General features: G+C 39.0%; 20 protein-coding genes. 8 read left to right on the forward strand and 12 right to left on the reverse strand.

Annotation, left to right across the window (positions count from 1 at the left end; genetic code table 11):
• Positions 1-53: 53 nt before the first annotated feature.
• From AC4PG5_RS00955 to AC4PG5_RS01000, 10 genes are all read right to left on the reverse strand, one after another.
• Positions 54-1,901 carry a YgiQ family radical SAM protein gene (locus AC4PG5_RS00955; RefSeq protein ID WP_492029631.1) on the reverse strand — a complete coding sequence of 616 codons (1,848 nt, stop codon included), beginning with the start codon at positions 1,899-1,901 and terminating at the stop codon, positions 54-56.
• 176 nt (positions 1,902-2,077) lie between these two features.
• The gene (locus tag AC4PG5_RS00960; RefSeq protein WP_492029632.1) at positions 2,078-2,461 is read right to left on the reverse strand and encodes a hypothetical protein; all 384 of its coding nucleotides are present in this window, start codon (positions 2,459-2,461) and stop codon (positions 2,078-2,080) included.
• Between the two features lie 640 nt (positions 2,462-3,101).
• On the reverse strand, positions 3,102-3,317 hold the full coding sequence (locus AC4PG5_RS00965) for a sulfurtransferase TusA family protein (protein ID WP_492029633.1): 216 nt from the start codon (positions 3,315-3,317) through the stop codon (positions 3,102-3,104).
• Entirely contained in the window at positions 3,314-3,643 is a 330-nt protein-coding gene (locus AC4PG5_RS00970) for a DUF8442 family protein (protein WP_492029634.1), read from the reverse strand. Before AC4PG5_RS00970 ends, AC4PG5_RS00965 begins: the two co-directional genes overlap by 4 nt.
• Positions 3,644-3,716: 73 nt before the next feature.
• Positions 3,717-6,611 carry a golvesin C-terminal-like domain-containing protein gene (locus AC4PG5_RS00975; protein ID WP_492029635.1) on the reverse strand — a complete coding sequence of 965 codons (2,895 nt, stop codon included), beginning with the start codon at positions 6,609-6,611 and terminating at the stop codon, positions 3,717-3,719.
• 310 nt (positions 6,612-6,921) lie between these two features.
• Positions 6,922-8,913 (reverse strand): glucosamine-6-phosphate deaminase, encoded by a 1,992-nt coding sequence (locus AC4PG5_RS00980; RefSeq protein WP_492029636.1) that lies wholly within the window; start codon positions 8,911-8,913, stop codon positions 6,922-6,924.
• A 155-nt stretch (positions 8,914-9,068) separates the two neighbouring features.
• Positions 9,069-9,845: an amidohydrolase gene (locus AC4PG5_RS00985; protein WP_492029637.1), complete on the reverse strand. Its 777-nt coding sequence runs from the start codon at positions 9,843-9,845 to the stop codon at positions 9,069-9,071.
• A 12-nt stretch (positions 9,846-9,857) separates the two neighbouring features.
• Entirely contained in the window at positions 9,858-10,412 is a 555-nt protein-coding gene (locus AC4PG5_RS00990; protein WP_492029638.1) for a 1-acyl-sn-glycerol-3-phosphate acyltransferase, read from the reverse strand.
• Complete coding sequence (locus AC4PG5_RS00995; protein ID WP_492029639.1) at positions 10,412-10,681, reverse strand: hypothetical protein; 270 nt, start codon at positions 10,679-10,681, stop codon at positions 10,412-10,414. Before AC4PG5_RS00995 ends, AC4PG5_RS00990 begins: the two co-directional genes overlap by 1 nt.
• A gap of 106 nt (positions 10,682-10,787) precedes the next feature.
• Positions 10,788-13,001, reverse strand: coding sequence for a patatin-like phospholipase family protein (locus AC4PG5_RS01000; protein ID WP_492029640.1), 2,214 nt, complete (start codon positions 12,999-13,001; stop codon positions 10,788-10,790).
• A 310-nt stretch (positions 13,002-13,311) separates the two neighbouring features.
• Here AC4PG5_RS01000 and AC4PG5_RS01005 point away from each other — a divergent pair, with 310 nt between their 5' ends.
• Both AC4PG5_RS01005 and AC4PG5_RS01010 read left to right on the forward strand, forming a co-directional pair.
• Positions 13,312-14,958 carry a diphosphate--fructose-6-phosphate 1-phosphotransferase gene (locus tag AC4PG5_RS01005; protein ID WP_492029641.1) on the forward strand — a complete coding sequence of 549 codons (1,647 nt, stop codon included), beginning with the start codon at positions 13,312-13,314 and terminating at the stop codon, positions 14,956-14,958.
• 134 nt (positions 14,959-15,092) lie between these two features.
• The gene (locus AC4PG5_RS01010) at positions 15,093-15,959 is read left to right on the forward strand and encodes a glycoside hydrolase family 25 protein (protein WP_492029642.1); all 867 of its coding nucleotides are present in this window, start codon (positions 15,093-15,095) and stop codon (positions 15,957-15,959) included.
• Positions 15,960-16,046: 87 nt separating this feature from the next.
• On the opposite strand, the gene prmA is transcribed toward AC4PG5_RS01010, so the two are convergent.
• Positions 16,047-16,892: a 50S ribosomal protein L11 methyltransferase gene (gene prmA, locus AC4PG5_RS01015; RefSeq protein ID WP_492029643.1), complete on the reverse strand. Its 846-nt coding sequence runs from the start codon at positions 16,890-16,892 to the stop codon at positions 16,047-16,049.
• Positions 16,893-17,046: 154 nt separating this feature from the next.
• Between prmA and AC4PG5_RS01020 the strand changes: the two genes are divergently transcribed.
• The 4 genes from AC4PG5_RS01020 (at position 17,047) to AC4PG5_RS01035 (ending at position 21,719) form a co-directional block, all read left to right on the forward strand.
• A complete protein-coding gene (locus AC4PG5_RS01020) occupies positions 17,047-18,270 on the forward strand; it encodes a hypothetical protein (protein ID WP_492029644.1) in 1,224 nt (407 codons plus the stop codon).
• 31 nt (positions 18,271-18,301) lie between these two features.
• The gene (locus AC4PG5_RS01025; RefSeq protein WP_492029645.1) at positions 18,302-19,900 is read left to right on the forward strand and encodes an OmpP1/FadL family transporter; all 1,599 of its coding nucleotides are present in this window, start codon (positions 18,302-18,304) and stop codon (positions 19,898-19,900) included.
• 440 nt (positions 19,901-20,340) lie between these two features.
• Positions 20,341-20,811 carry a nucleoside deaminase gene (locus tag AC4PG5_RS01030; protein WP_492029646.1) on the forward strand — a complete coding sequence of 157 codons (471 nt, stop codon included), beginning with the start codon at positions 20,341-20,343 and terminating at the stop codon, positions 20,809-20,811.
• 35 nt (positions 20,812-20,846) lie between these two features.
• A complete protein-coding gene (locus AC4PG5_RS01035) occupies positions 20,847-21,719 on the forward strand; it encodes a fimbrillin family protein (protein ID WP_492029647.1) in 873 nt (290 codons plus the stop codon).
• Between the two features lie 352 nt (positions 21,720-22,071).
• Here AC4PG5_RS01035 and AC4PG5_RS01040 read toward each other — a convergent pair whose 3' ends face one another.
• Entirely contained in the window at positions 22,072-23,232 is a 1,161-nt protein-coding gene (locus AC4PG5_RS01040; RefSeq protein ID WP_492029648.1) for an OmpA family protein, read from the reverse strand.
• Positions 23,233-23,618: 386 nt separating this feature from the next.
• Here AC4PG5_RS01040 and ruvX point away from each other — a divergent pair, with 386 nt between their 5' ends.
• Together ruvX and def are read left to right on the forward strand one after the other, a co-directional pair.
• Positions 23,619-24,044 carry a Holliday junction resolvase RuvX gene (ruvX, locus tag AC4PG5_RS01045; RefSeq protein WP_492029649.1) on the forward strand — a complete coding sequence of 142 codons (426 nt, stop codon included), beginning with the start codon at positions 23,619-23,621 and terminating at the stop codon, positions 24,042-24,044.
• Positions 24,045-24,065: 21 nt separating this feature from the next.
• The gene (gene def, locus AC4PG5_RS01050) at positions 24,066-24,620 is read left to right on the forward strand and encodes a peptide deformylase (RefSeq protein ID WP_492029650.1); all 555 of its coding nucleotides are present in this window, start codon (positions 24,066-24,068) and stop codon (positions 24,618-24,620) included.
• Positions 24,621-24,662: the final 42 nt, after the last annotated feature.

Raw genomic sequence — 24,662 nt, forward strand, 5'->3', positions numbered from 1 at the left:
TTGTGTAAGATGGCAGATCATCTTGAAAAAATAACCTTAGGAGAGGAGGTCTATTATCTTTTGTGATATAATTTATCGATCAGATCTTGTCGTCCTAACCGTCTCAAAGCGTCTATAATGCGTTTACGTTCTTCGGGCTTATACCAGAAGAAGAACTGGCGCTGGGCTAATTTCTCTTTTTGAGTTTTTGCACTGAATATCGGCTCGAGCGTATAAGGATGGTATCCCGTATACCAAGCTTCGGTGGCTACCGTCATTGGAGTTGGAGTAAAATCCTGAACCTGTTCCAAATGGAAATCGAGTTGTTTTGTCAGCACGGCAAGTTCGGCCATATCTTCTTCTTTACATCCCGGATGCGAGGATATGAAGTAAGGAATGAGTTGTTGGCGTAAGTTCTCTTCACGATTGATGCGGTCGAAGATCTTCTTAAAGGCTTCGAACTGCTTGAAAGAAGGCTTTCGCATGATCGATAGTACACTGTCGCTCGTATGCTCCGGGGCGACTTTGAGGCGTCCGCTCACATGTTTGGCAATCAACTCTCGCGTATATTCTGCTGTGCTTTTATTGATGGCAGGGTCTTTACTCTCATGTAATAAGAGGTCGTATCGAACGCCACTGCCGATGAATGACTTTTTGATACCCGGCAATGCATCGACCGAATGATAAATATCCAATAGAGGACGGTGATCGGTATTGAGGTTCGGACAGATCTTGGGGTGGATGCACGATGGACGTTTGCACTTCCGACAGAGACTTTCGTCTCGTCCATGCATCATATACATATTCGCCGATGGGCCTCCTAAATCGCTGAGGTATCCTTTGAAGTCGGGCAACTGCATCACCTCTTTCACTTCGTTTAGGATGGACGACTTGCTACGGCTCATGATGAATTTTCCTTGATGAGCCGAGATGGTACAGAACGCACAACCCCCAAAGCATCCGCGATGGATGTTGACCGAGAACTTAATCATGTCGTAAGCCGGAATGCGCTTGTTCTTATACTTCGGATGGGGTAGACGCGTGTAGGGCAGGTCGAATGAATGATCGAGCTCTTCTTGTGTCAGTGGCGGATAGGGAGGATTTACCACAACCGTCTGTTTGCCGACTTGCTGGGTGATTCTTGAAGCCTCGTATTTATTCGATTCTTCTTCGATATGACGGAAATTGGACGCTTGTTTCTTTTTATCGCCCATACACTGTTCGTGAGTGTAGAGCTGAATATCGTTGTCGTCGCTTTGCCACGTTTCGGTCCGGCAAAGGTAGGCGATCTGACGACTCTCTCTTAAGGTGGGCTGACTAAAGGTGATGGGAGATCCCTGGTCTTTTAAAGCAGCGATCTGACGGCTCAAGTCAACAATAGGTTTCTCGCCCATGCCATAAATCAAGGCATCGGCACCACTGTCGCACAAAATACTTTTTTGAAGTTTGTCTTGCCAATAATCGTAATGGCTCACCCGTCGCATACTGGCTTCAATACCGCCCAAGATGACCGGAACGTCGGGATATAGTTTTTTAAGAATCTGTGTATAGACAATCGACGGATATTCCGGTCGCATGTCCGGTCGGCCGTCGGGTGTATAAGCATCTTCACTTCTTAACCGTTTGTTGGCCGTGTATTTGTTGACCATCGAGTCCATACATCCGGCGGAGATGCCAAAGAATAAACGAGGGCGACCGAGCTTTTTGAAATCCCGCAAGTCGTCCCGCCAGTTGGGCTGAGGAACAATGGCTACTTTGAATCCTTCGGCTTCGAGGATGCGGCCTATCACTGCTGCTCCAAATGAGGGATGGTCAACGTATGCGTCGCCGCTGAACAAGATCACATCAAGTTCTTCCCAGCCGCGGAGTTCTGTTTCTTTCTTGGTTGTAGGTAACCAATCGGTCAGTCGATATTCTTTCATGCCGCAAAGTTACGAATAAAATGAAAACAATTTCTAAGTCTTGCCGAAGAATAATACTTGTCATATTGTACAATAAATAAAAAAAATGATAAAAGACAACAAGCATATATTATACTAAGACGATATAAAAAGTTAGCCTCATTTTGGTGAGGCTAACTTTTTTCAAACTTAAAAGTTTATTCATTTCTGGATAAAAGAACAGGTTTTCCTGCTTCTCCACTACCACTTGTAGTAGGGCTATTCGGAATGTGGATAGTCGTCGTTTGACCATCTGGATATACGATATCAAAACTAGATGGAGCACCATTCGCATACCAAGCGGCATGATAAACCACAACTTCATAAACCACACCTTGCGCTAAAAACAACGTAAAGTAACCTCCATGATAAACTTGAGGATTGTCAGTCTTATCAAAATCCATAGTTATCGGCAATAAGCCGCTAGCAACACCACTATTAGGTTCCCATTGAACAGCACCATAGTCAGGAACAACAACTGCTGACAAATTCAAACAACAAAACAACAAAAAAGTAAAAAACAAGACAACATTTTTTTTCATATCACATAAAATTAAAGGGTTATATAATATTCGAAATATAAATATTTTATCAATATAAAAACTATTTATATATGATTTTAACATATAATTTGTAAAAAAAATGATAGAACGACATCAGTTATTGGATTGTGTCGTTCTAAGAAGCTGTTTTGATTTTTATTGCTGTCCGATAAAACTTTTTTCTATACTACAAAGGACTAATTTTATTTAGATGATTCGGTCCTTTGTGTTTGTTTAACTATTTGATTGTAAGTAAAATAGTTATTAGTAGAAGTGCACATTTTGGCGGACAGACGCTCTATAGTCAGATCCTAAAATAGCTTGATAAGTCCAAAGTTCCTCAGATGAGTCGCAATTGTGGTGGTGGACGCTATATAAAGCGCTTTGATTATTGGATATATCTAATTGTGATGTTATGCTTTGATTATTCGGTTTGACTTCTTGCGTGAAATCACCACATCCTTACAAGCAAAAACTCGCAAACTAAGCCATCTTGGTCTATTTATAATGACTTTCCGAAGCACTCTATCAGATACTAACAAACTATTTGTTCAGTTTTTGCTGAAAATACTCGTTTCTGCACAATGAAAGAGATGATATCGATAGAGAAGGATTCTTCGGACCGACATCATCTCAGAAGTTATTTTACCGTAAATTGTAAAGTCATCAACTCGCCGTCATAGATCTCACGGAATCCTATCTTCTGTTCCGAAAGGAATTCCTTCATATCTTTAAATGCTTGTTTGTTGGCCATGATGATTTGCAACGTTTCGCCCGACTTGGCTTCGCACATTGCTTTTATGGCCGGTATGAGAGGGCTATAGGTGCTCGTCTCACAAGTGTTGATAATTCTCATGCTTCCTCCTCTTCATCTTCTTCGTCTGCTTCTTGATTGGTAAACCAATTCAGATAAAGGACAACCAGTTGCTGAAGTCCGAAAGCTTTCATGTTATTATGATAGATCACATCAATACAAAGGTCGAGTAAGTCTTTGCTGTCCTCTTCTTGACTGGCGATGAGGGAACGGATATTTAATCTGAGCTTTTCTAATACATCTTCGTCAATAATTCCATGACTATCTATCAAATGCCGGAATAAGGCATATTTCTCAATAGTCTTGAGGTCCTTTTCAGAAATTTCTATGCTGCGAGAGCCGCTGGGATTGGCTTGAATAGTATACATGGTGTTTCTTTTTAAAGGTTATTACTATAAGCAAAGATAAAAATAATCATTAGAGTTTATCCATTTAAGTCATTTATTTTTCTAAAAAGAACTTAAGAACGGTTGCCATAATGGCCGAACGGTCGTTTTCTGATTTTATGCTCTCAAAAGGGAAGCCCAAAACAAAGGTGCGATAGTCGCTACCTTTATAGGCTATTGCCGCAGGAAGATCGGTCCCGTGGTATAATAGAACCGGGAAGGCGGTGGCGGTGGCTTGCAGACTTTCCGGAGCGGTAACTGCATAACGATCCGGATTGAGCTCGCGGGAAATGATCACTGTTCGTCCCAATCCGCTGATCTTGTCGGTCTCTACTGTTCTGATAGATTCTTGATAACGGTATTTTAGAATGTTTTGGGTAAATTCTCGATCGCCTACGGTCTTATTCATATCGCTGCCGAGGTAGGAACCGCTGACGAGCAAACGACCACCGGACTGACAGTAGCTGGTGAGTAGGCGTTGCATTGGTGAAGTGAAAGTCTTGTAATATCGTGAAGCGGCGGGATCGTCTTTCTCTAAACCGAGGATATAGTCGACTGCGGCATAAGGCTCTAGGTCGATCTCGTTTTCTTCAACGGCCTCGTCACTCGATGAGACAAAGCTGAAAGCACCGGACGCCTGAATAGCTTTCCCGTGAATGAATGGGTAATCGAACGTGTTGCCTGCTACTTTGATGCCTTCGAGTTCGCTACCACTATAACCGAGACTTCCTTCGCCCTCTTTTCCGCCTTGTTTGCGATCGAAGGTTTGCTGTGCCCCACATAACGAGAGGTTGTAGTGGTAGGCTACACCGGGGTCTTTGGCGAGATCGAATCCGCAGGTGGTCGCCGTATTAATGATGGCAGGACCGGATAAACGGTCGAACCCATTTATAATCAGTAGGCGGGCTTGCTCTTTAGGTGCTTTATAGGCTGAAAGGATCTCCGACGGAAAACTTTCGCCACCACGGTTGACGGCAGTGACCTTGAACGAATAGACCAAACCGGGCTCGATTTTGAGGGTGTGGTGAGGTTCACTCACGTAAACGCCATTATCGAAACCTCCATAACCGATCCGGGTGTAGACCACATAGCCTTTGGGAGTGGCGGTCGGTTCTAAAGGATCGTTTTCGGGTCTCCACGATAGCTCGACTGTGTTTTTCTTTTTCCCAAACCGAGTTGAGAAGTGGGTGACGGGCAACGGTTGTACGGTATAGCTTTCGTGATGTTGTGTGGATAGGAACTCTAGGATACCTTTGTAGATAGCACGGCTCACCGTAAATTTAAAGTTTGGATCGTGTCCGAGTTTTAAATCGGCAAAGTTCTGGTGAGAGAGTAGTTCGATGATGGTTGAAGGGACTGCCGGTAAACGTGTCTCGCTATAGTTTCGATCCCACATGCTGCGTCTGGTCCAATCGACAGGGTATGTCTTTTGAATATCATGATTGAGTTGAGTCAAAACAATATCGGTCAAGTCGCGTGAAGCGTATCGACTATGGCCTGCTTGAAGTAAGCCGTTATTAAAATCGGTGGTGTAGACGCCTAACGAACCGATAATCTCGTCCTCTTTACTGTGTCCCGCATCGCTATGTAGAGCAAGGGTCATCTCAAACGGAACCTTTAATCCTTGGTCTTGAGGATTATAAATCGATCCTCCGGAAAGGTAATTGATGGTGTTCGATCGAGTATTGATGTCGTCGGCATAGTCGTTGGCGCGTTGTGGATTGGAGTAGACGGATTGAGGCATACCCGACCATTGGGCATTATAGCGCGCACCTTCTAAATAGCGCGGTAAACCGCTCACGGTCTGACCACGTTTGATGTTGCCTATACCGCCACCAAATCTCACCGCATCGGCACAAACCACGCCGCGTTCTTTACTCTTATTGTTGAGTACGACCATTCCGTAATCGTTGTTTCCTTTATCAAATTCGAAGGTGCCGAGGTAGACCCAGGTACCACCGCCAATTTGTTGGTTGACCGTAAACTCGGTAACGCCTCCTTTGTGGAAGACGAGATAGTTAGCGTTGCTGATGCTACCGGGAAGTGATTGGTAGGAGACATAAACGGCATATTTTCCGGTTTCGGGGATGGTGGGTACCCATTCGGCAAAGGCTTTACCTTTCTTTTCGGTCGAGACATAACGGGCACTGCCACTTTGAAAGGGGGCTTCTCCGTCTTCATAGGTGCTCTTCCGCTGAGCAAAGCCCTGACGATCGGTGGTTTGCCATTTACCTTTACGACTCTTGATTTCTAAATAGACTGATCCGTTCGGGGTGTCATTGTCGACAATGACTTCATGGGTTTGTGTGTCTCGTTCGCGAGGTGTATATACATAGGCGCCCGCGTTTTCGAGCATTGGGATGAGGTAAGGAACGACGAACGATTGAGTAAATAGGTCTTCTGTGGTACAAAAGAGTCGCGGACGTTGCCATTCCCATTGTTTGGTTTCGTTTCTATAATATTTACCGTGACTTTGCCAGAGGGCAAGGTGACGATTCTCAAGTCCTTCTTTGATGTCATAGGGGCGTGAGTGATTGCTGACCCATGGCGCGCTTTTGTACTCTGACGGAGATAAGCGGCTTTTATCTTTCTTCTTTAGGTAAAGGTTAGGAATGAGTTCTTCTATTGGTTTTCCATGACTGTATACGGTGGTTTTAAAAAAACAAACCGGACCGGGGAGGAGTTGTTTGATGTCCGAATAGATGCGTTCAACTTGATCCGGACGGAACGGCTGGTAAGCAAAGCTTTCTGAGGTTTGGATGTCGATCGTTTTATGGTCATAGTCGATTTTAACGTCTTCGAGTTTAAACGTTGGAGTTCTTGTGTCGCAAGGATACTGACTGAGATACTCCGATAAGCGTTGTTTAACGGTCTTTTCAATGGCTTGTCCGAACAAGACTGGATGGGCGCTTAAAGTAAACAGTATAAGGAGGAGAATTATCTTTTTCATGATTGGGATGTTTTGTCTAGTTATAAAACCAGAGTGATCGAAGATCGGGGCTTTGGTTTCTGTACAAAAATAAAACATTTAATTGAAGGGAAGATCAAAAGGATGATTTCTTTTTTCCTTCTGAATTGGTCACGCCTTTTGAAGGTGGTCGATTATTGGGATTGATTCTATCATGGGGGGGGTAACAGATTCAAAGAAAAAAGTCTAACTTGGTTGAGGAACGAGTGTGGTGAAGTTGAGGAGTCTTGAGTACAAAAAAGAAGGGATTGTCCGATTTAACGGACAATCCCTTTATAATGATGCTTTATTTTTATAGAGGAACGTATTCTACAAACGCTTCCATAGCTTCATATGATGCTAAACCGAGGCTGTCGTATAATGCAGCAGTACCGCGGTTACGCTCTTCACTACGTTGCCAGAATAATCTCTCGTCATTACCCAAGAATGGAGCACTTTCCATTTGAGATTGATGCTTCAAGATCGAGTTACGTTTAGCACGCAATTCTTCCGGACTAATAGGAACAGCCATTTCGATGTTCTCAATTTCCCATTCAGCCCACGCACCACGATACATCCAGATACGACAGTCTTGCAACCATTCTGCACCTTCTTCTTTTTCAAGATCGATTGCGGCAAAGACTGAATCGGTACAAACACGGTGAGTTCCGTGAGGGTCTGCTAAGTCACCGGCAACAAAGATTTGATGTGGTTGTATTTCACGTAGCAATTCTCTGATGATCTTAACGTCAGCTTCGCTGATTGGATTCTTCTGAATCTTACCGGTTTCATAGAACGGAAGATCTAAGAAATGACAACGTTCCAAAGGAATATTGTTGTAAGTACATGCTGTACGTGCTTCACCGCGTCTGATCAATCCTTTGATGGTTAAGATATCGCGGGTATCCATGTCACCGTCTTTCTTGTCTTTCAGGAATTTACGAATTTCTGCGTATTTCTTATTAATCATCTCATCTTCACTATTATTGAAGATTTGGTTGAATCCATTGATGAAGTGTAAGAAGCGTACAACTTCTTCATCACCAACGGCAATGTTACCAGAGGTTTCATAAGCGACGTGAACTTCATGTTTTTGCTCAACCAACCGACGGATTGTTCCACCCATTGAGATCACATCATCATCAGGGTGAGGAGAGAAAACAACAATGCGTTTTGGGTAAGGTTTCGCACGTTCCGGACGATAAGTGTCGTCTGCATCAGGTTTACCACCTGGCCATCCGGTAATGGTATGCTGAAGATCGTTGAAGATCTTAATATTTGCGTTGTAAGCAGAACCGTATAATGCCAATAATTCACTTAATCCGTTTTCGTTGTAGTCTTTATTGGTCAACTTCAAGATTGGTTTGCCGGTGATCTGACATAACCAAACAATAGCGCTTCTGATCAATTTATCGTTCCATTCACAAGAAGTCACTAACCAAGGACGTTGGATACGAGTCAGGTTGGCTGCTGCAGAAAGGTCGATAGCAACGTGTGCGTTATTATGAGTTTGCAGGTAAGAAGCCGGAATAGAATCTGATACTGGGCTTTCGACGCATTCTCTGACCATTTTGGCTTTGTCTTCACCCCATGCTAGCAAATAAATCTTTTTACCGGAAAGGATGGTTGAAACACCCATAGTGATAGAACTGATCGGTGTATTTTCAATGTTTCCAAAGATCTTAGCGGCTTCGTTACGTGAACTGTTGTCCAATAGGATTAGACGGGTCGTTGAGTTTAAGCGAGAGCCCGGTTCGTTGAACGCGATGTTACCAACGCGACCAATACCTAATAAGGCGATATCAATGCCGCCGAAGCTTTCGATACGTTGTTCGTATAAGCGACAATGTTCAAAGATTGTATCTTTAGCAATTGTACCATCTGGTGAGAAAACGTTTTGTAGGTCAATATCAACATGGTTTAAAAGCATGTTTTTCAATGCGTTTAAGTTACTGTTGATGGCGTCTGCAGAAAGTGGATAATATTCGTACATGTTGAAAACAACCACATTACGGAAGCTTAATCCCTCTTCTTTGTGCATACGGATTAGCTCTTTATATACAGGGCTTGGACTATTTCCACCCGGTAGAGCTAAGACACAAAAACGTCCGGCTTTTTGTTTATCGCGAATCATTTGAGCAATCTCGCATGCAATGTAGTTCGCGCCCTCTTCGATTGACTCATATATTTCTGTAGGAACTTTTTCTAGACGAGTCAAAACTGATTTTTCAAATGCATTCTCAGGTCTGTAGTATCTGGGGGAGACCCTATTGAGAGTGATTTGAGAACTAAGATTAGTTTTCATAAAGTTGTATATTAAGTTATGTTAGATAAGAGTCTAGTGTGACTGTGTTTGTTTTTGAACCACAAAGATACAAAAGAACTTTTAAGGAAGAACTACTAAAAACTAGGTATTGTTGCGTATAGTTGTCCTTTTTAACATTTGTTTGACTATGGTTGTTAAAGCTGAAATTCGTCAGCATCTTTCCATACAGGAAATTTCTCTCTGAACTCTTTTAGGCTATTTAAAGATAATCTGGCTGTTATGCAATTTTCCTGTTCATCGTTGGCTTGAGCTTGTATTTCTCCTTTGGGAGAATAGATGATGCTACCACCATTATAGGTTAGTCCGTAGCCGTCTATACCGATACGGTTGACTCCGCAAACATAGCATTGGTTCTCTAAAGCTCTGGCACGAAGTAGGGTGTCCCAGACTAAACGGCGTGAGGTGGGCCAGTTGGCTACATAGATCAATAGATCGTATTCATTCTTTATGTTGCGGCTCCAGACCGGAAAACGAAGGTCATAACAAATGAGTAAACAGATATTCCAACCTAGGTAAGAAATGATCGGTCGGTGGTTTCCGGATTGAAACGATTTGGGTTCGTTGCCCATCCGAAAGAGATGGCGTTTGTCGTAGTAATATTCTTCTCCTGTAGGAGTTAGAAAGAAACCTCGGTTATAATGTCGGGTTCCCTCAACTGCAATATAGCTTCCTGTGAGGGCTATTTGATATTGTCGACTCCAGTCTTTTAGGGTGGTTATGGTTTCGGCATCTGTTTTTTCACCGAGAAGATGACTCTGCATGCTGAATCCGGTGGAAAACATCTCGGGTAAAACAACAATCTCCGTTGTTCCACAAAGGACTTGAAGCCTGTCGTGGAGTAAACGGAGATTTTCTTTTTTATTTTCCCAAACGATGTCCGATTGTATGGCTGTTATTCGTATAGGGTCCATGGTTCGTTTGTTTTATAGTTCCCCTAAAGCGAAGTTTTCGGGGTGTTTGCCTTTAAAGTCTTTGAAATAAAGCTTTATCTCGCGGAGATCTTTCTCTAAATCACCTGTGGGCATTAATGACTTGGTCATGGTAACTGTCTTTTTTTCATAGTCAATTCCAATGAGCACAATAGGCACTTGAGCCTTCATGGCGATGTGATAAAATCCTTTTTTCCATTTCGGATTAGCCTTTCTTGTTCCTTCGGGAGTAATGGCTAAATGAAATTTTTTAGATTTTGCAAAGACTTTGGTCATCTGATCGACTAGTGATGTTTTTCGACTTCTGTCTACCGGAATACCGCCAACTGCTTTGAAGAAAAGTCCAAGAGGAAAGAAAAACCATTCTTTCTTCATCATGAAACTTGTTTTACGCCCAGTTGAACCGTAAAAAAGTTTACCGATAAATAGGTCTAAATTGGTCGTGTGAGGAGCAGCGCACACTACACATTTGTCGTATTCAGGAACAGAAACTACCGATTTCCATCCTAAGATGCGATGGTAGATAAAGCTATAAATGGCTTTTTTCATTAATCTAAGTTTTCGATGGCTTTGTAAATTTCTTCTGTCTTTTTATCAAAATCGGTAAAGAGTTTCTTATAGAAATTCTTCACATTGCCTGGCTCTGTGTGACTGATACGGCTTAGAAACTCGCATTGAGTATTGATGATATCAGCCAAAATTGCTTCGGCTTTTTCTGCATTTGCTTCAGGCTTGTTCTTTTTGCATAAGAAACAATCGATGAATAACTCACTACAGATATTATTGATACTCTTTTTTAATAATCTTCTACTTGCCATAATATTTAGTTTAAATTGATTATATCTTTTAAAGTTGCAAATTTAACAATAAAATCAAATAGGTTCATACCTTTTGACTACTATTTTTAAATAGGACGAATGAAGCCTAGAAATAGAATCCTAAGTTTATGTACGAGTTAACTTTCTGTGTTCGATTGGAATATCCGATGGAAAATTCAATCGGACCGAATGCACTATTTAATCCATAGGCTATAGAACCACCGTAAATCGGCTTACTTTTTAATGTTTTAAAGAAATGATTATTGCTTAATGCGCAGTTAGCTGTTAAGGTTAGATAATGTACACTTCCCATGCGTTGTCTGAATTTTAGAGAAGCAACGGTTAAGGCATTATCCAAAAGTTCGATGTCTGCCATTCCTTCAAAAGGGAGTTGTTGAGGTTCGTACATTCCTGGTGAGGCTCCTCCTAGAATGTTGTAATAAGGGTATGGGAAATCTCGTCCGATCAAAACCCGACTGTAGATGGATGGCAGTATTGAGAAGCGGGTGGTGATTGGCATGACGTTATTCCATGATAAGCTGAGGGCTGAGAATGGCGTATGTTTCTTGTATTGTAGGAAATTGTCTGTGTAAATGGTATGCGATACTTTAAAGTCGTTTCCTTTATTGGGGAAATAACCTCTGTCGAAGGTGTTGTAATGCAGTTGTGCATAATAACTGAGAAAATGTTCTGATGGGACGTTGATGGTATATTCCGGTTTCCTAAATAAGAAGTCTTTATAGTGATAGTATTCAAATCGTATGCCGGCACTGAGACGTAGATTCTTGTGCCAGACGTCAGATAGGCTTAAATCGCCCATATGATAGCTATAGGTCACATTGTAAGAGCGACTACCGTTCCGGTAAATATTGAGATCGTTGTATTGGTATAAGTAAGACAGTGTAATGTTTCGTTGTTGAAGAGGTTCTAGTATATAATCCACTCGTCCGGCGTAACGTTTGCCTAGCCGTCCGGTTATTGATACTCGGGATGGTGTGCGTGTGTTGAGACGCGTTGTACCGTTAATGAGCAAGGTGGCTATCTCATTTGAGTCAAATCGAACGCCGAGATTGATTTGTTTTTCATATTTTTCTTCAATAAAGAAACTTAAGTTGTATCCGTCATCTGTTTTTGTGAGTTTGTAGCTAACACCGGAATAAGATTGATTGCCTCTTAATTGATTCAACACAAGTTCGATTTGTTGAATAGATGTTTCTTTGTTTTCTTCTAAGCGACCTTTTTTCATGAGCCATTTCTTGTCTTGTTCTTCAACCCCGAAAAACGAGATCTGTTTGATGTATATTTTTCTTAATATTGATAAAGGATTATATGGACCGTGGGGTTTTATTTCGAAATCCTGACTGATTCCGATCTTCTTTTTTAGTGTTAATAGCGCTTTCCATTGATTGCGAGCAGCATCTTCACCTCGCTTCATCAGAGTGTCTATGGCTGTTGGTGTGAAATTTGCAGAAGAATAACCTTCTACATTGACTTTGATATAAACATCGGTCATATCGATGTTTTCTTGATGGTTTGATTGACAGGTAATATCTACGATTTGACCAATGATTTCCGGAGCGCTATTTAGTTGATTGGCTTCTTTGAGCTTACTTTGAACATCTACTCCGATAATAATATCCGCTCCCATTGCTTTTGCCACATCTGCGGGATAATTGTTGCTTATTCCTCCATCGACTAAAACCATATTGTTTAATCGGACGGGAGTGAAAACTCCGGGAATAGCCATGCTTGCGCGCATTGCCGTGGCGAGTTCCCCATGATGAAAAACGATCTGTTCACCGGTCACAATATCATTAGCTACACAAGCGAAAGGAATGGGAAGTCGATTGAAATCGATGGAGTCGTGATAACCGACAGTGAGACTAGAAAACAGGCTCGTTAAATTTTCTCCCTTAATAAATCCGCCGGATATAGCGTCTTTGGGCTTTTTGATAAATGGAAAAGATAAGACATACTTTTCTGATAATTCGCGGTTACTTAGCGATAAATCGCCACGTTTTACGCGATCGGAAAGTAGAAATCCCCAATGTTGTTTTCTAACCATGCTGTCCAATTGATTGGGGGTGTAGCCTATAGCATATAGACCTCCAACGATTGATCCCATACTTGTACCTACTACTAAATCAATGGGAATGCCAGCTTCTTCGATAACTTGTAAGGCTTTAATATGGGCTAAACCTTTAGCTCCACCGCCACTTAATACAACTCCTACTTTCTTTCGGTTTTGTTGTGGGTATGCTGTCACGATAAAGGTGGGGAAGCATAAGCCGATGAGTATAAATGCATGTAGTTTTCTCATTTTTCTTTAGATTTGTTGATCAGCACTCTAATTTACTAAAAAAAGATTATAATGATGTTGCTCTGTTGTTCTTTAAAAATCATAAATAAAGGATTTTTAAACATCCTATCATGATATTGTTAAACACTATACCTTAAACTAATGTTCTTATTATTAGAAATAATTAGTGAAGCACCTTAGATCGGTACTTTAGCTCCTCTGAGATAGACAATAAAATAGAGTGGTTCTTTCATTTCTCAGAAAAAAATGCGAAATTTGCACCGCTTTCAATAGATATGAAACTTACTAACACCTTTAATATATAAAGAAAATGACTAAAAGTGCATTGCAAATAGCAAGGGCTGCTTATCAGCCCAAACTTCCTAAAGCGCTTGCTGCGGGAGCAGTAAAGGCTGTAGAAGGCTCTTCTACTCAATCGGTTGCTGATCAGGATGCGATCAAAGCATTGTTCCCTAACACTTATGGAATGCCATTGATCACATTCGAAACAGGTGAAGCTGCTCAACTACCGGCTATGAATGTGGGTGTGATCCTTTCGGGTGGACAAGCTCCTGGTGGACATAATGTGATTTCAGGTTTGTTTGACGGAATCAAAAAAATCAATTCAGAAAATAAGTTGTTTGGATTTATTTTGGGCCCTGGTGGTTTGGTTGACCATAACTATATTGAATTAACTGCTGAAATCGTTGAAGAATATCGTAATACTGGTGGTTTCGATATCATCGGTTCTGGTCGTACTAAATTGGAATCTGAAGAACAGTTCGAAAAAGGATACGAGATTATCAAAGAACTTGGTATTAAGGCTTTGGTTATTATCGGTGGTGATGATTCAAATACTAACGCTTGTGTATTGGCTGAGTATTATGCTGCCAAGAAATGTGGCGTACAAGTTATTGGATGTCCGAAAACAATTGATGGTGACTTGAAAAACGAGATGATTGAAACTTCTTTTGGTTTTGATACAGCTTGTAAAACTTATGCTGAAGTGATTGGTAATATTCAACGTGACTGTAACTCTGCACGCAAATATTGGCACTTTGTTAAGTTAATGGGACGTTCTGCTTCTCATATTGCTTTGGAATGTGCTTTGCAAGTTCAGCCAAATGCTTGTATCATTTCAGAAGAGGTTGAGTCTAAGGATATGTCATTGGATGATGTTGTAACTTATGTTGCCCAGATTGTAGCTGACCGTGCTGCGCAAGGAAATAACTTTGGTACAGTACTTATTCCTGAAGGATTAATTGAATTTATTCCTGCGATGAAGCGTTTGATTTCTGAGTTGAACGATTTCTTGGCTGCTAACTCTGAGGAGTTTTCACATATCAAACGTTCTCACCAACGTGATTATATCATTAGCAAACTGAGTCCGGCTAATTCTGTTATTTATGCTAGTCTTCCTGATGGCGTAGCTCGTCAGTTGACTTTGGATCGTGACCCTCATGGTAACGTACAAGTTTCTTTGATTGAGACTGAAAAATTGTTATCAGAAATGGTTGGAACGAAATTGGCTGCTTGGAAAGAAGAAGGCAAATATGTGGGTAAATTTGCTGCTCAACATCACTTCTTCGGTTACGAGGGACGTTGTGCTGCTCCTTCGAACTTCGATGCGGACTATTGCTACTCATTAGGTTACACAGCTTCTGTGTTGATCGCTAATGATAAAACGGGTTATATGGCTTCTGTTCGTAATACAACAGCTCCTGCTACAGAATGGATTGCTGGTGGTATTCCTATTACGATGATGATGAATATGGAACGTCGTCACGGTGAGATGAAACCTGTTATCCAAAAGGCTCTAGTGAAGCTTGATGGTGCGCCATTTAAGGCTTTTGCTTCAAAACGCGAACGTTGGGCTGTTGAAACTGATTATGTTTACCCGGGTCCTATTCAGTATTTTGGTCCAACTGAAGTTTGTGACGAACCGACCAAAACTTTACAATTGGAACAAAGCAAGTAATTGCTTAATATATTCTTTGCTTTTATGATGGAAACGTCATAAAAGCAAATGATTTGAAAAATAAAGCCTCTTTTCTTTTTTTTCTTTTCATTATTAAAAACGATAAGAAAAGAGGCTTTTTCTTTTTGACTATTATGGCTACATCGTCCAAAACTTCTCGTCAAGCAAAGAGTGCTTCCTTGAAAAGGAAAAAATCAACAAAGAAACGGGGTAAGCACAATCGTACCATGCCTGCATGGATACGTCATTTGTTGACGATAGGTGTTATCGCTTTTTTTTCTTGTGTATTCTACTTCTTTTTTATTCGTCCTTATGCTTATCGTTGGAAGCGTTGTCCGGGGCATAAAGAATATGGTGTTTGCATACCTTGTGGATATCAGGTTCATGGATTGGACATTTCTCATTATCAAGGTAAGATAGATTGGGCTCAATTAGCCTTGAATAAAGATTCTGAGTCGCCTATTCATTTTATCTTTTTGAAAGCGACGGAGGGTGGTGATCATAGTGATAGTACTTTTCAAAGGAATTTTGTTGAAGCTGGCCAAAATGGTTTTATACGCGGAGCATATCATTATTTTATTCCAAATACAGACCCTCTAAAACAAGCTGATTTTTTTATAAGTATCGCTAAACTGGATTCAGGTGATTTACCTCCGGTTCTCGATGTTGAAACGACTGGAAGAAAAAATAAGAAAGATCTTCAAAGAGCTTTAAGGAGATGGTTAGATCGTGTTGAAGCGCATTATAATGTTAAGCCTATTTTGTATACGTCTTATAAATTTAAAATGAAGTATTTGAATGATGCTTCTTTTGATGCTTATCCTTATTGGATTGCGCACTATTATGTTGATTCTGTCGAATATAAAGGGAAATGGGACTTTTGGCAGCATACGGATGTGGGACGGGTGAATGGCATTGAGCACGATGTTGATCTTAATGTGTTTAATGGCTCTCTTGATGATCTGAAAAGTTTGACCATTCAAAGTAAAGTGACGCCTTGATATTGTCTTATATGAAAGATAAAAGTGAGACTTATCATTAATGCTAACGTAAATCTCGCTTTGTTTCTTTAACGGAAAGCTTGTGCTCTATTTTAAGATAAACTTCACCATAGCCCAATTATTCTTTTCTTTATGATATTGAAAACTTAGCTGGTGCTTCTCTGCTTCTTCGCGTATCGTTGGAATATCTTCGATGTAAAACCCACTCATTAATAATTCACTGCCGGATTTCATGCATCTGACGTATTGTTTTATATCATTGAGAAGGATATTGCGATTTATATTTGCGATGATCACATCAAATGGCCCTTTCCCATCAAGCGTATTTGCATCTCCTTGTAATACCGTGATATTATCAACTTGGTTGAGCTCAATATTTTCTTGAGAGTTGCGTATACACCATTCGTCAATGTCAATGGCTAGACAAGGGCTTGCACCTCGCATTCGTCCCAAGATGGCCAATATGGAAGTACCACATCCCATGTCAAGGAGAGATTTATGTTCTAGTTTTGCACTTAATAGTTCGTTAAGTATTAAGCTGGTTGTTTCGTGATGTCCAGTACCGAAAGCCATCTGTGGATTGATCACAATGTCGTAATCTGTCGATGGAATGTCTTTGTGAAAAGTGCTGTGAATAGCACAGCGGGTATCTATTATAATGGGTTGAAAATAATTCTTTTCCCATTCTTCATTCCAATTTTTGTCTTCTGCTTCAGAATATTGATAAGATATCTCGATATCTGGTAATGGGAAATCTTCGATGGCTTCTTTAATCAAGTTCTCATCACATAATTGTTGTTGGATATATGCGGTTATTCCATCTTCTTGATGAGTGAAGCTTTCGAATCCAACGTCGCCTAGTACTGCTGTCAAAACGTCATTTGCAACTTCTGTGCATGGATGTGTTTTGAATATAAATTCAAAGTATTTCATTTTTTTCTGATAATTCTATTAATGATGATGCAAAGATAGTGAAGAATAGGGAATTCCCTATTCTTGTTTCGGGAAATTCTACCTAACAACATTATTTCCTTTATTATCTTTGTAACATGCAAAAAGAGTGTGAATTTATGTAAACCTGATTGTTATGAAAAAGATTGTTTTTTTATTAATTCTAATGCTGAGTCAGATTGTAAACTTGATGGCTCAACAAGTGGAGGATGATCTTTACTTTATTCCTTCTAAGGATAAAAAAGAAAAGAATGAGGTGAAAGTAAAAGAGAATGCGAAAAAGCAAGCAAATACGACTCGCATTTATACTTCACCGGGAACAACTGTGGTCGTTAAGGATCGTAAGGGAAATGTTCGGGATGTTGATGAATATAATCGTCGATACTCTGCTCGTGAAAATGAATTTTCACTAAATGACGATACTTTGATTATAGAAGAAAAGGATCGCCCAGACTTGGATGGTGAATGGATTGGTGGTGAATTTAGAGGTACACGTGATGATTACGAATATGCTGAACGCATTATTCGTTTCCGTAATCCTCGTTTTGCAATTAGTATTAGCAGTCCGTTGTATTGGGATATTGTTTATGGTGTTAATTCTTGGGATTGGAATGTCTATACAGACGGATTTTATGCTTATGCTTTTCCGACTTTCACTAATCCGCTTTGGTGGAATTGGCGATTTGATTCATGGAGTTGGAGATGGTCTAGACCTTATTATGGCGCAGGATATTATTCGAATTATTGGTATAATGATTTCTATTGGGGCAATAGTTGGTATGGCTCTAATTACTGGGGATACCCTTATTGGAATTCTCCATCATGGGGATGGGGTGGTGGATCTCATCGAGATATGGTTTATACTAATCGTCATTCTCCTTCGAGGGATCATTGGACTGGACGTGATCGAACAATAAATTCGCGATATGATTATACTAGTCGATCTCAAGCTAATCGTGTAGGAGCATACAACCGTTCAACTGGCAGGGTTGTTGGTAGTCGTACTTCTCTTGATCGTTCTAGAGTGAACTCTCGTTCAAGTAGCTCTTCTAGCCGTTCCAATGTGTATACTCGGCCAAGTAGTACTCGTGAAAGTGTTAATACAAATAGAGGATCTAGCAGTCGTTACTCTGGATCAAGTCAAGGAGTACGTTCTTCTTCCTCTTACGATAGCAGATCTTCTAATCGTTCTAGTAGTTCTAGTCGTACATATGTTCCGCAGAACTCTAGTAATTCTAGAGAATCGTATAATAGTTCTTCTAGCAGCAGTTCTCGAAGTAATAGCTCTTCAAGCAGTAATTCGCGAAGTAGTAGTGGATCTTCTAATGGTGGATCAATGCGTGGAAGTAGTAGACGATAGATTTAAATTCTTTTCATTAAATATATAGCTTATGAAAAAATGGATATATTCGACTTTAATTGTCTTGTTTTCAGCAACGAGTGTGTGTGCTCAGACTATATACGATGTTGTGAATTTGAGTAATAAAGATCTTAATGGTAATGCTCGGTTTGTTGGAATGGGAGGAGCTATGGGTGCTCTAGGTGCTAATATTTCAACGATAAATACTAATCCGGCTGGAATCGGTTTGTATCGAAGTAGTGATATTATGACTTCGTTCAGCTTTTCGACTTACGGAATTGAATCGAGTTATGGAGCAGAAACGTTTAAATCTAACCATAATAAATGGTCGTATGATAATGTCGGTTTTGTTTATTCATCAAAAGTGGGAAATACTTCGACTTTGCGATATGTGAATTTTGGATTTAATTATACCCGTTCGAAATCATTTGATAAGTACATGTCAATGGCAGGGGTGATTAATAAAACTCTTAATGGTAAGCCTATTTCGCAAACCGATCAAATGGCTGTTAAGGCTAATCAAATGAGAGGTGATTATGGGTCAGCTGGTGATATCAAAACAATTAAGTCATCAGATCTTTTTGATCATAATTTGGTTGGTTGGCTTCCTGCCGTTGGTTGGTTAGGTCATTTGTATGATTTTTCAGATTCGGATGATAGATATGTTACGTCATTTCCTCAACCTGATTCCTGGTTTGATTCTCGAGAAAAGGGTGGAATTGATCAATATGATTTTAATGTCTCCTTTAACTTTAGTGACCGATTTTATTTAGGATTTACTGTTGGTGCTTATGATGTCAACTATTCTAAAAGGTCGACTTATGGAGAAGAGTCTGATTTACTTGTTGGTGAAAACAAATACAAGGAAGGGTATGAAATGACCTCTATGAATAAAATAAATGGTTCTGGGGTGGACTTTAAATTAGGTGCTATTGTTCGTCCGTTTGAAGATTCTCCTTTACGCTTTGGCTTGGGTTTAAATTCTCCGATATTTTACAATTTGACTTATAGAACGAATGTTAGACTTTCGTCAAATATATATTCTTTCGATGATAAGGAGCTTAAAAATTATATAGTAGATTCTTATGACTATATGAACAATAGAGATTATGGGTATGATTTTCGAATTCGGACTCCATGGAAGTATAACTTAAGCATGGGCTATACTGTTGGGAAAAATGTTGCTTTGGGTGCAGAGTATGAATATCAAGATTATTCAACGGCTAAAATGTCATATTCTGACGGTGCAGACATGGCTTATGAGAATTCAACAGCTAAAGAAATGCTTAAAGGAGTACACACGGTTCGTCTTGGAGCTGAATGGAAAGTTGTTCCTCAGTTCGCTTTGCGTTGTGGGTATAACTATATTTCTGAGACATTTGGATCTAGTGCATTTAAGGATTTAGCTCCTAACTCTATTAATACTGATACTGATTATTCTAATACAAAGTCTCAGAGTAATTATACTTTAGGTTTTGGATACCAAGGCTCCTCGTTTTATGCCGATTTAGCTTATCAGTATAGCCAGTATAGTGCTGATTTCTATCCGTTTGATCATCCCGAACTTGCAAAAACTAAAGTGACAAATATGGCTAATAAGGTCTTATTAACTTTAGGTATGCGTTTTTGATATTTTCTAAGTAATAATAATTTTTGTGTGTTTCCCCTAGGTCTGCTGAGTGTCTACAGCATCCTAGGGGTTTTTGTTTGGTAGTTGGTTCTTGTGTTTTGTGCTTTGATGTAATTGCATTTTTATAAAATTGTAATGTCGATAAAGGATATTGTTTGTTGCATTTTTATAAGTATATGTGTCGTTTTTTGAGAATTTTGTGTATTAAAAAAAGATTTCTTGAATTGCCTATAAACCTTTTATTATCGGTTGAGACATCGCTTTAACGTTAGAATGTTTTTAGTGTTTTTGCGATAGGTGATAAAATCAAATTTTGAAACAGTCTATACATGAAAAATGTATATTTAAAATATATTAATTAGAGGTGTTTTAGATCACATTTTTTTATATTTGCATATAAAAATTAAGAAAGTCTAAAATAACACTTAAGATAGATAGAGATGGTAAAGGAAGAATTGATGAAAAAGGCAATATTGCTTTCTAAAGAAAATATAGAAAATGGGGGTGGTCCTTTTGGTGCTATTGTTGCAACACCTGAAGGTAAGATTATTGCAACTGGTGTTAATCGAGTAACATCCTCTTGCGACCCAACGGCCCACGCTGAAGTTAATGCTATTCGTATGGCTGCACATAAATTGGGTACTTTTGATTTGTCTGGTTACGAAATCTATACATCGTGTGAGCCTTGCCCGATGTGTTTAGGGGCTATTTATTGGGCTCACTTGGATAAAATCTATTATGCTAATAATAAAATAGATGCTAAGAATATCGGATTTGATGATTCTTTCATTTACGATGAATTGGATCTGAAGCCGATTGAAAGGAAACTACCTTCAGAAAGGTTGTTAGCGACTGAAGCATTAGAGGTCTTTAAAGCATGGAGTAATAAAGAGGATAAAATCGAATATTGATTTTTTTCTTATATCATTAACTAAACATTATTAAAATGAAAACAAAAAGTTTTTTAGCCATTTTAGCTATCGGTTGCTTGTGCAGTTGTCAGCAAAATGAAGAATTTGACTCTTCAAAGAAGAGTGATGCCATCAGTTTTACAATGAACAGTGATGGTTTAAAAATGGATGGTACAACTCGTGCTATGATTAATGAAGGTTTATTGAAGACTTCATTTGTTAGCGGTGATGTTTTATCACTAGGTACTAGTGATTCGTTCTCTCGCTATATCTTGGGACAAAGCATTTATTCATGGGCTAACTTTAATGCGAGAGGAGTAACTTTTTGTGCCCACTATCCAGAATTATCTAGCTATCAGTTGATCAACAAACGTTATTTTATTGGTGGTAATGAATATCTTTTTGGTACCTCTGCGAATGATATTACGCCAGCTGTTAAGAATGTAAATTTGTCTTTCAAGCGTATGAGTATTCCAGTTGTGTTAGTAGATTCTAAGGGGGCTCCTTATGCGGGGAATGCAAAGGTTACTCTTCACTTGAAAAATCATGGTGTTCAGAATTTGGAAACGGGAGCTGTTTCTGTTGACCCTTTAAATGACACCTTTGCAAATATAGAAGTGAATAAACAATCGGAAGGAAGAATAACCAATATTATTCCTCAAGCAGTTGAATCAGACGATGTGTTTATGACTCTTTCTATTAATGGGCAAAATTATGACTTAGCTCTGCCTAATGATGCCGCTTTTGTATCTGGAGAGACAAAGGCTATCGTTATTGCTTTGCCTGATACAACAATCTCGTTTGCAAGAACAAAAGCTGTTGTTAATAAATATCAGGTGTTGGTTAATGTTAATAATGGCTGTTATGAAATTGGTATTGTTGAGCCTGAGATTCCATTGAGACGATAATAATTAGACAGTTTTTATTCTGTCGATTTTTTTTTTTTTTTTTGACAGCTTGAATAGAGCTGCTTTTTGTATAATGATTGGGTAGAAGTGTAGCTGCTTAAAGTTCTCTTCTGCTCAATTTTTTTGTAATTGATATTGAGTTGCCCTCTTTTTTGATTGATTCTGATGTGGTTATATTGGTTTGAACTGTTTTGTTTGCTTTACTTATTGATTATAATAATAGATGTTCGATGTTTAAATATGTAGATTCCCTAACTAATCTTCTTTCATAAGCAGAAAGAAATTAGTTAGGGAATTATATTATACTTCTGTATTGATTTGTTCTTTTACAGAATCTCTTTTGTTAAAAATATTATTCAGCAATAACTACACGGCTAAGACTAGCGTCATCGTAGAACATGTTATCTACGCCGCCTTTATAGTCTACCTTTAACTGAGCTGTATCTACACCGAAATCATTAACCAACGCATCGCGAACAGTTTCTGCACGTTCCTTACTTAATTTTTCATTGATTGCTTTGCTTCCTGTTTTATTGTCAGCATATCCTGTAATCGTAAAGATCTTATCTTTTGGAGCTTTTTTGATTGCTTCAGCTAAGTAACCTAAGTTAACTTTTGCACCTTTGTTAAGAGAACTTTGTCCGATAGTAAATAGAATGATGCGTGAAGCAGCAGTTGTTTCTTTTTCGATGATAGTCTGAGGCTTCTTGTTTTTAGCAGCAGCTAATTCATCTTTTAGATTTTGATTTTCTCTCATCATTTGATTAAGTTGTTCTCTTACGCGTTGCATATCTTCTTCGCTGATGCCTGTTGTTTTAACACAAGGTTTGTTCCAACCACGTTGCTTAAATTTATAAGTTAAGCCAACTGTTACTGCAGCTAACCCTTCTTTACCATTGCCGCCAAATTCTCCATCAAAACGATCGTGGATTAATGTACCTCTAGCTTCCACATTTAAATCTAAAGCGTTAGATAAACGGAATTTGTTGATGATACCAATTGTGGTAGCCAATTCGTTTGTTGTTGCTGCATCGTCAAATGAGTGTACTGCACCAAATCCTACATAAGGAATAAGGTTGTAAAGACGATTTTCTTTGTATCCATAGAACATGTTAGATAGATTGAATAAAACATCTCCATGGAAATGAGCCATATTCCATTTTTGTCGGTATACCCCGTTGTCGTTTTTTGTTCCGTAAGCGTATTCGCCAAATCCAAATCCTTTAGCTTGAAGTCCGCTGTATTCTATACGGAGTCCGATTCCTGGGGTAAACCACTTGCCAACAGCAATGTCTAAAGCCGGTGCAATGCGTTTTCCGAAGCTGCCTTGGCTGTCGTTGTCACCTATGTAAACTTGCCCGCCGGCACCTACACTGATAAACCAATTGTTCCAAAACGTATTGGTCTCTACCTTGTATTTATCTGCACTACATTCCTTTGGGGATTGTGCATTAACACTTCCTGCAACTAGTATAGTTGCTAAAAGTAAAATTGTTTTCACATTTTTTTTCATAATCTTCTACTTTTTTTTTAATAAAACCTGATATAATATATACCTATTCCTTTCTTTATATTTGCTGATATTAAAAAACAAAGCTATTCTTATATAAAACAATGTATCAAGAAACTTGTTCAAATGAAAACAAATTTTTATTGTCTATATCTGTGTGCAAATGTTTATAAAAAAAATAAACATTAAAATAAAAGTGTTCTAAAAATAACGTTTTTTTTCTATATTGTATTTTTTTTAATATGTTTTTGGGAGGATTTGTTTGTCATAATTGAATGTCTTATTCTTTTTATTTTTGCCTTTTGGGGGATCTATTTATGGTTTTGTGGGATATAAAAAATAATATTGTTTCTGAAGCCAAATAATAATTGTATTTTTGTACCCTAATTATGAGTAGAATAATAGCAATAGATTACGGGAGAAAGCGTACAGGAATAGCCGTTAGTGATACGTTACAGTTGATCGCTAATGGATTGACGACAGTAGCAACTCATTTGCTGCTTTCTTTTTTAGATGATTATCTTAGGAAAGAATCGGTTGAACGGATTATCATAGGTCTTCCGAAACAAATGAATAATGAAATGTCTGAGAATATGAAATATATTCAGCCTTTTGTTAATTCTTTAAAGAAAAAGTATCCCGATCTTCCGGTGGAGTATGTTGATGAACGTTTTACCTCTGTGCTTGCTCATCGGGCGATGTTGGATGGTGGTTTGAAAAAGAAAGATCGTCAAAACAAAGCTTTGGTTGACGAAATTAGTGCAACTATTATTTTGCAAACATATCTTGAAAGTAAACGTTTTCTTAGTCTTTAATAAATTTACATTAAGTTATATATGATTTTACCTATTTATGTATACGGCCAACCGGTGTTAAGAAAGGTGGCTGAAGATATTACGCCCGATTATCCGAGCTTGAAAGAGTTGATTTCTAATATGCAGGAAACAATGGTTCATGCTGATGGGGTCGGGCTTGCTGCGCCTCAGATTGGATTACCCATTCGTGTGGTTACTATTACACTTGATCCTTTGTCGGAAGACTTTCCGGAATTTAAAGATTTTAATAAAGTTTATATTAATCCCCATATCCTTGAAGTTGACGGGGAAGAAGTGAGTATGGAAGAGGGCTGCTTAAGTCTTCCTGGAATTCATGAAACAGTAAAAAGGGGTGATCGTATCCGTGTGAAATATATGGATGAAAATTTTGTTCAATACGAGGAGGTTGTAGAGGGTTATTTGGCTCGTGTGATGCAACATGAATTTGATCATTTGGAAGGCAAACTTTTTATTGATCATATTTCACCTTTGAGAAAACAGATGATTAAAGGGAAATTAAATACGATGCTTAAAGGAAAAGCCCGTAGCTCTTACAAAATGAAACAGGTGAAATAAAGATAAAAAAACAGTCTATTTCATTTGAATGGAGTAAAAAGT

It is taken from the genome of Bacteroides sp. QWL-09, from assembly GCF_058683585.1.

What these genes read in the sequence shown, in the direction of transcription:
- AC4PG5_RS00955 (WP_492029631.1), bottom strand. Translation starts at nt 1,901, where the DNA reads ATGAAAGAATATCGACTGACCGATTGGTTACCTACAACCAAGAAAGAA.
- AC4PG5_RS00960 (WP_492029632.1), bottom strand. Translation starts at nt 2,461, where the DNA reads ATGAAAAAAAATGTTGTCTTGTTTTTTACTTTTTTGTTGTTTTGTTGT.
- AC4PG5_RS00965 (WP_492029633.1), bottom strand. Translation starts at nt 3,317, where the DNA reads ATGAGAATTATCAACACTTGTGAGACGAGCACCTATAGCCCTCTCATA.
- AC4PG5_RS00970 (WP_492029634.1), bottom strand. Translation starts at nt 3,643, where the DNA reads ATGTATACTATTCAAGCCAATCCCAGCGGCTCTCGCAGCATAGAAATT.
- AC4PG5_RS00975 (WP_492029635.1), bottom strand. Translation starts at nt 6,611, where the DNA reads ATGAAAAAGATAATTCTCCTCCTTATACTGTTTACTTTAAGCGCCCAT.
- AC4PG5_RS00980 (WP_492029636.1), bottom strand. Translation starts at nt 8,913, where the DNA reads ATGAAAACTAATCTTAGTTCTCAAATCACTCTCAATAGGGTCTCCCCC.
- AC4PG5_RS00985 (WP_492029637.1), bottom strand. Translation starts at nt 9,845, where the DNA reads ATGGACCCTATACGAATAACAGCCATACAATCGGACATCGTTTGGGAA.
- AC4PG5_RS00990 (WP_492029638.1), bottom strand. Translation starts at nt 10,412, where the DNA reads ATGAAAAAAGCCATTTATAGCTTTATCTACCATCGCATCTTAGGATGG.
- AC4PG5_RS00995 (WP_492029639.1), bottom strand. Translation starts at nt 10,681, where the DNA reads ATGGCAAGTAGAAGATTATTAAAAAAGAGTATCAATAATATCTGTAGT.
- AC4PG5_RS01000 (WP_492029640.1), bottom strand. Translation starts at nt 13,001, where the DNA reads ATGAGAAAACTACATGCATTTATACTCATCGGCTTATGCTTCCCCACC.
- AC4PG5_RS01005 (WP_492029641.1), top strand. Translation starts at nt 13,312, where the DNA reads ATGACTAAAAGTGCATTGCAAATAGCAAGGGCTGCTTATCAGCCCAAA.
- AC4PG5_RS01010 (WP_492029642.1), top strand. Translation starts at nt 15,093, where the DNA reads ATGGCTACATCGTCCAAAACTTCTCGTCAAGCAAAGAGTGCTTCCTTG.
- prmA (WP_492029643.1), bottom strand. Translation starts at nt 16,892, where the DNA reads ATGAAATACTTTGAATTTATATTCAAAACACATCCATGCACAGAAGTT.
- AC4PG5_RS01020 (WP_492029644.1), top strand. Translation starts at nt 17,047, where the DNA reads ATGAAAAAGATTGTTTTTTTATTAATTCTAATGCTGAGTCAGATTGTA.
- AC4PG5_RS01025 (WP_492029645.1), top strand. Translation starts at nt 18,302, where the DNA reads ATGAAAAAATGGATATATTCGACTTTAATTGTCTTGTTTTCAGCAACG.
- AC4PG5_RS01030 (WP_492029646.1), top strand. Translation starts at nt 20,341, where the DNA reads ATGGTAAAGGAAGAATTGATGAAAAAGGCAATATTGCTTTCTAAAGAA.
- AC4PG5_RS01035 (WP_492029647.1), top strand. Translation starts at nt 20,847, where the DNA reads ATGAAAACAAAAAGTTTTTTAGCCATTTTAGCTATCGGTTGCTTGTGC.
- AC4PG5_RS01040 (WP_492029648.1), bottom strand. Translation starts at nt 23,232, where the DNA reads ATGAAAAAAAATGTGAAAACAATTTTACTTTTAGCAACTATACTAGTT.
- ruvX (WP_492029649.1), top strand. Translation starts at nt 23,619, where the DNA reads ATGAGTAGAATAATAGCAATAGATTACGGGAGAAAGCGTACAGGAATA.
- def (WP_492029650.1), top strand. Translation starts at nt 24,066, where the DNA reads ATGATTTTACCTATTTATGTATACGGCCAACCGGTGTTAAGAAAGGTG.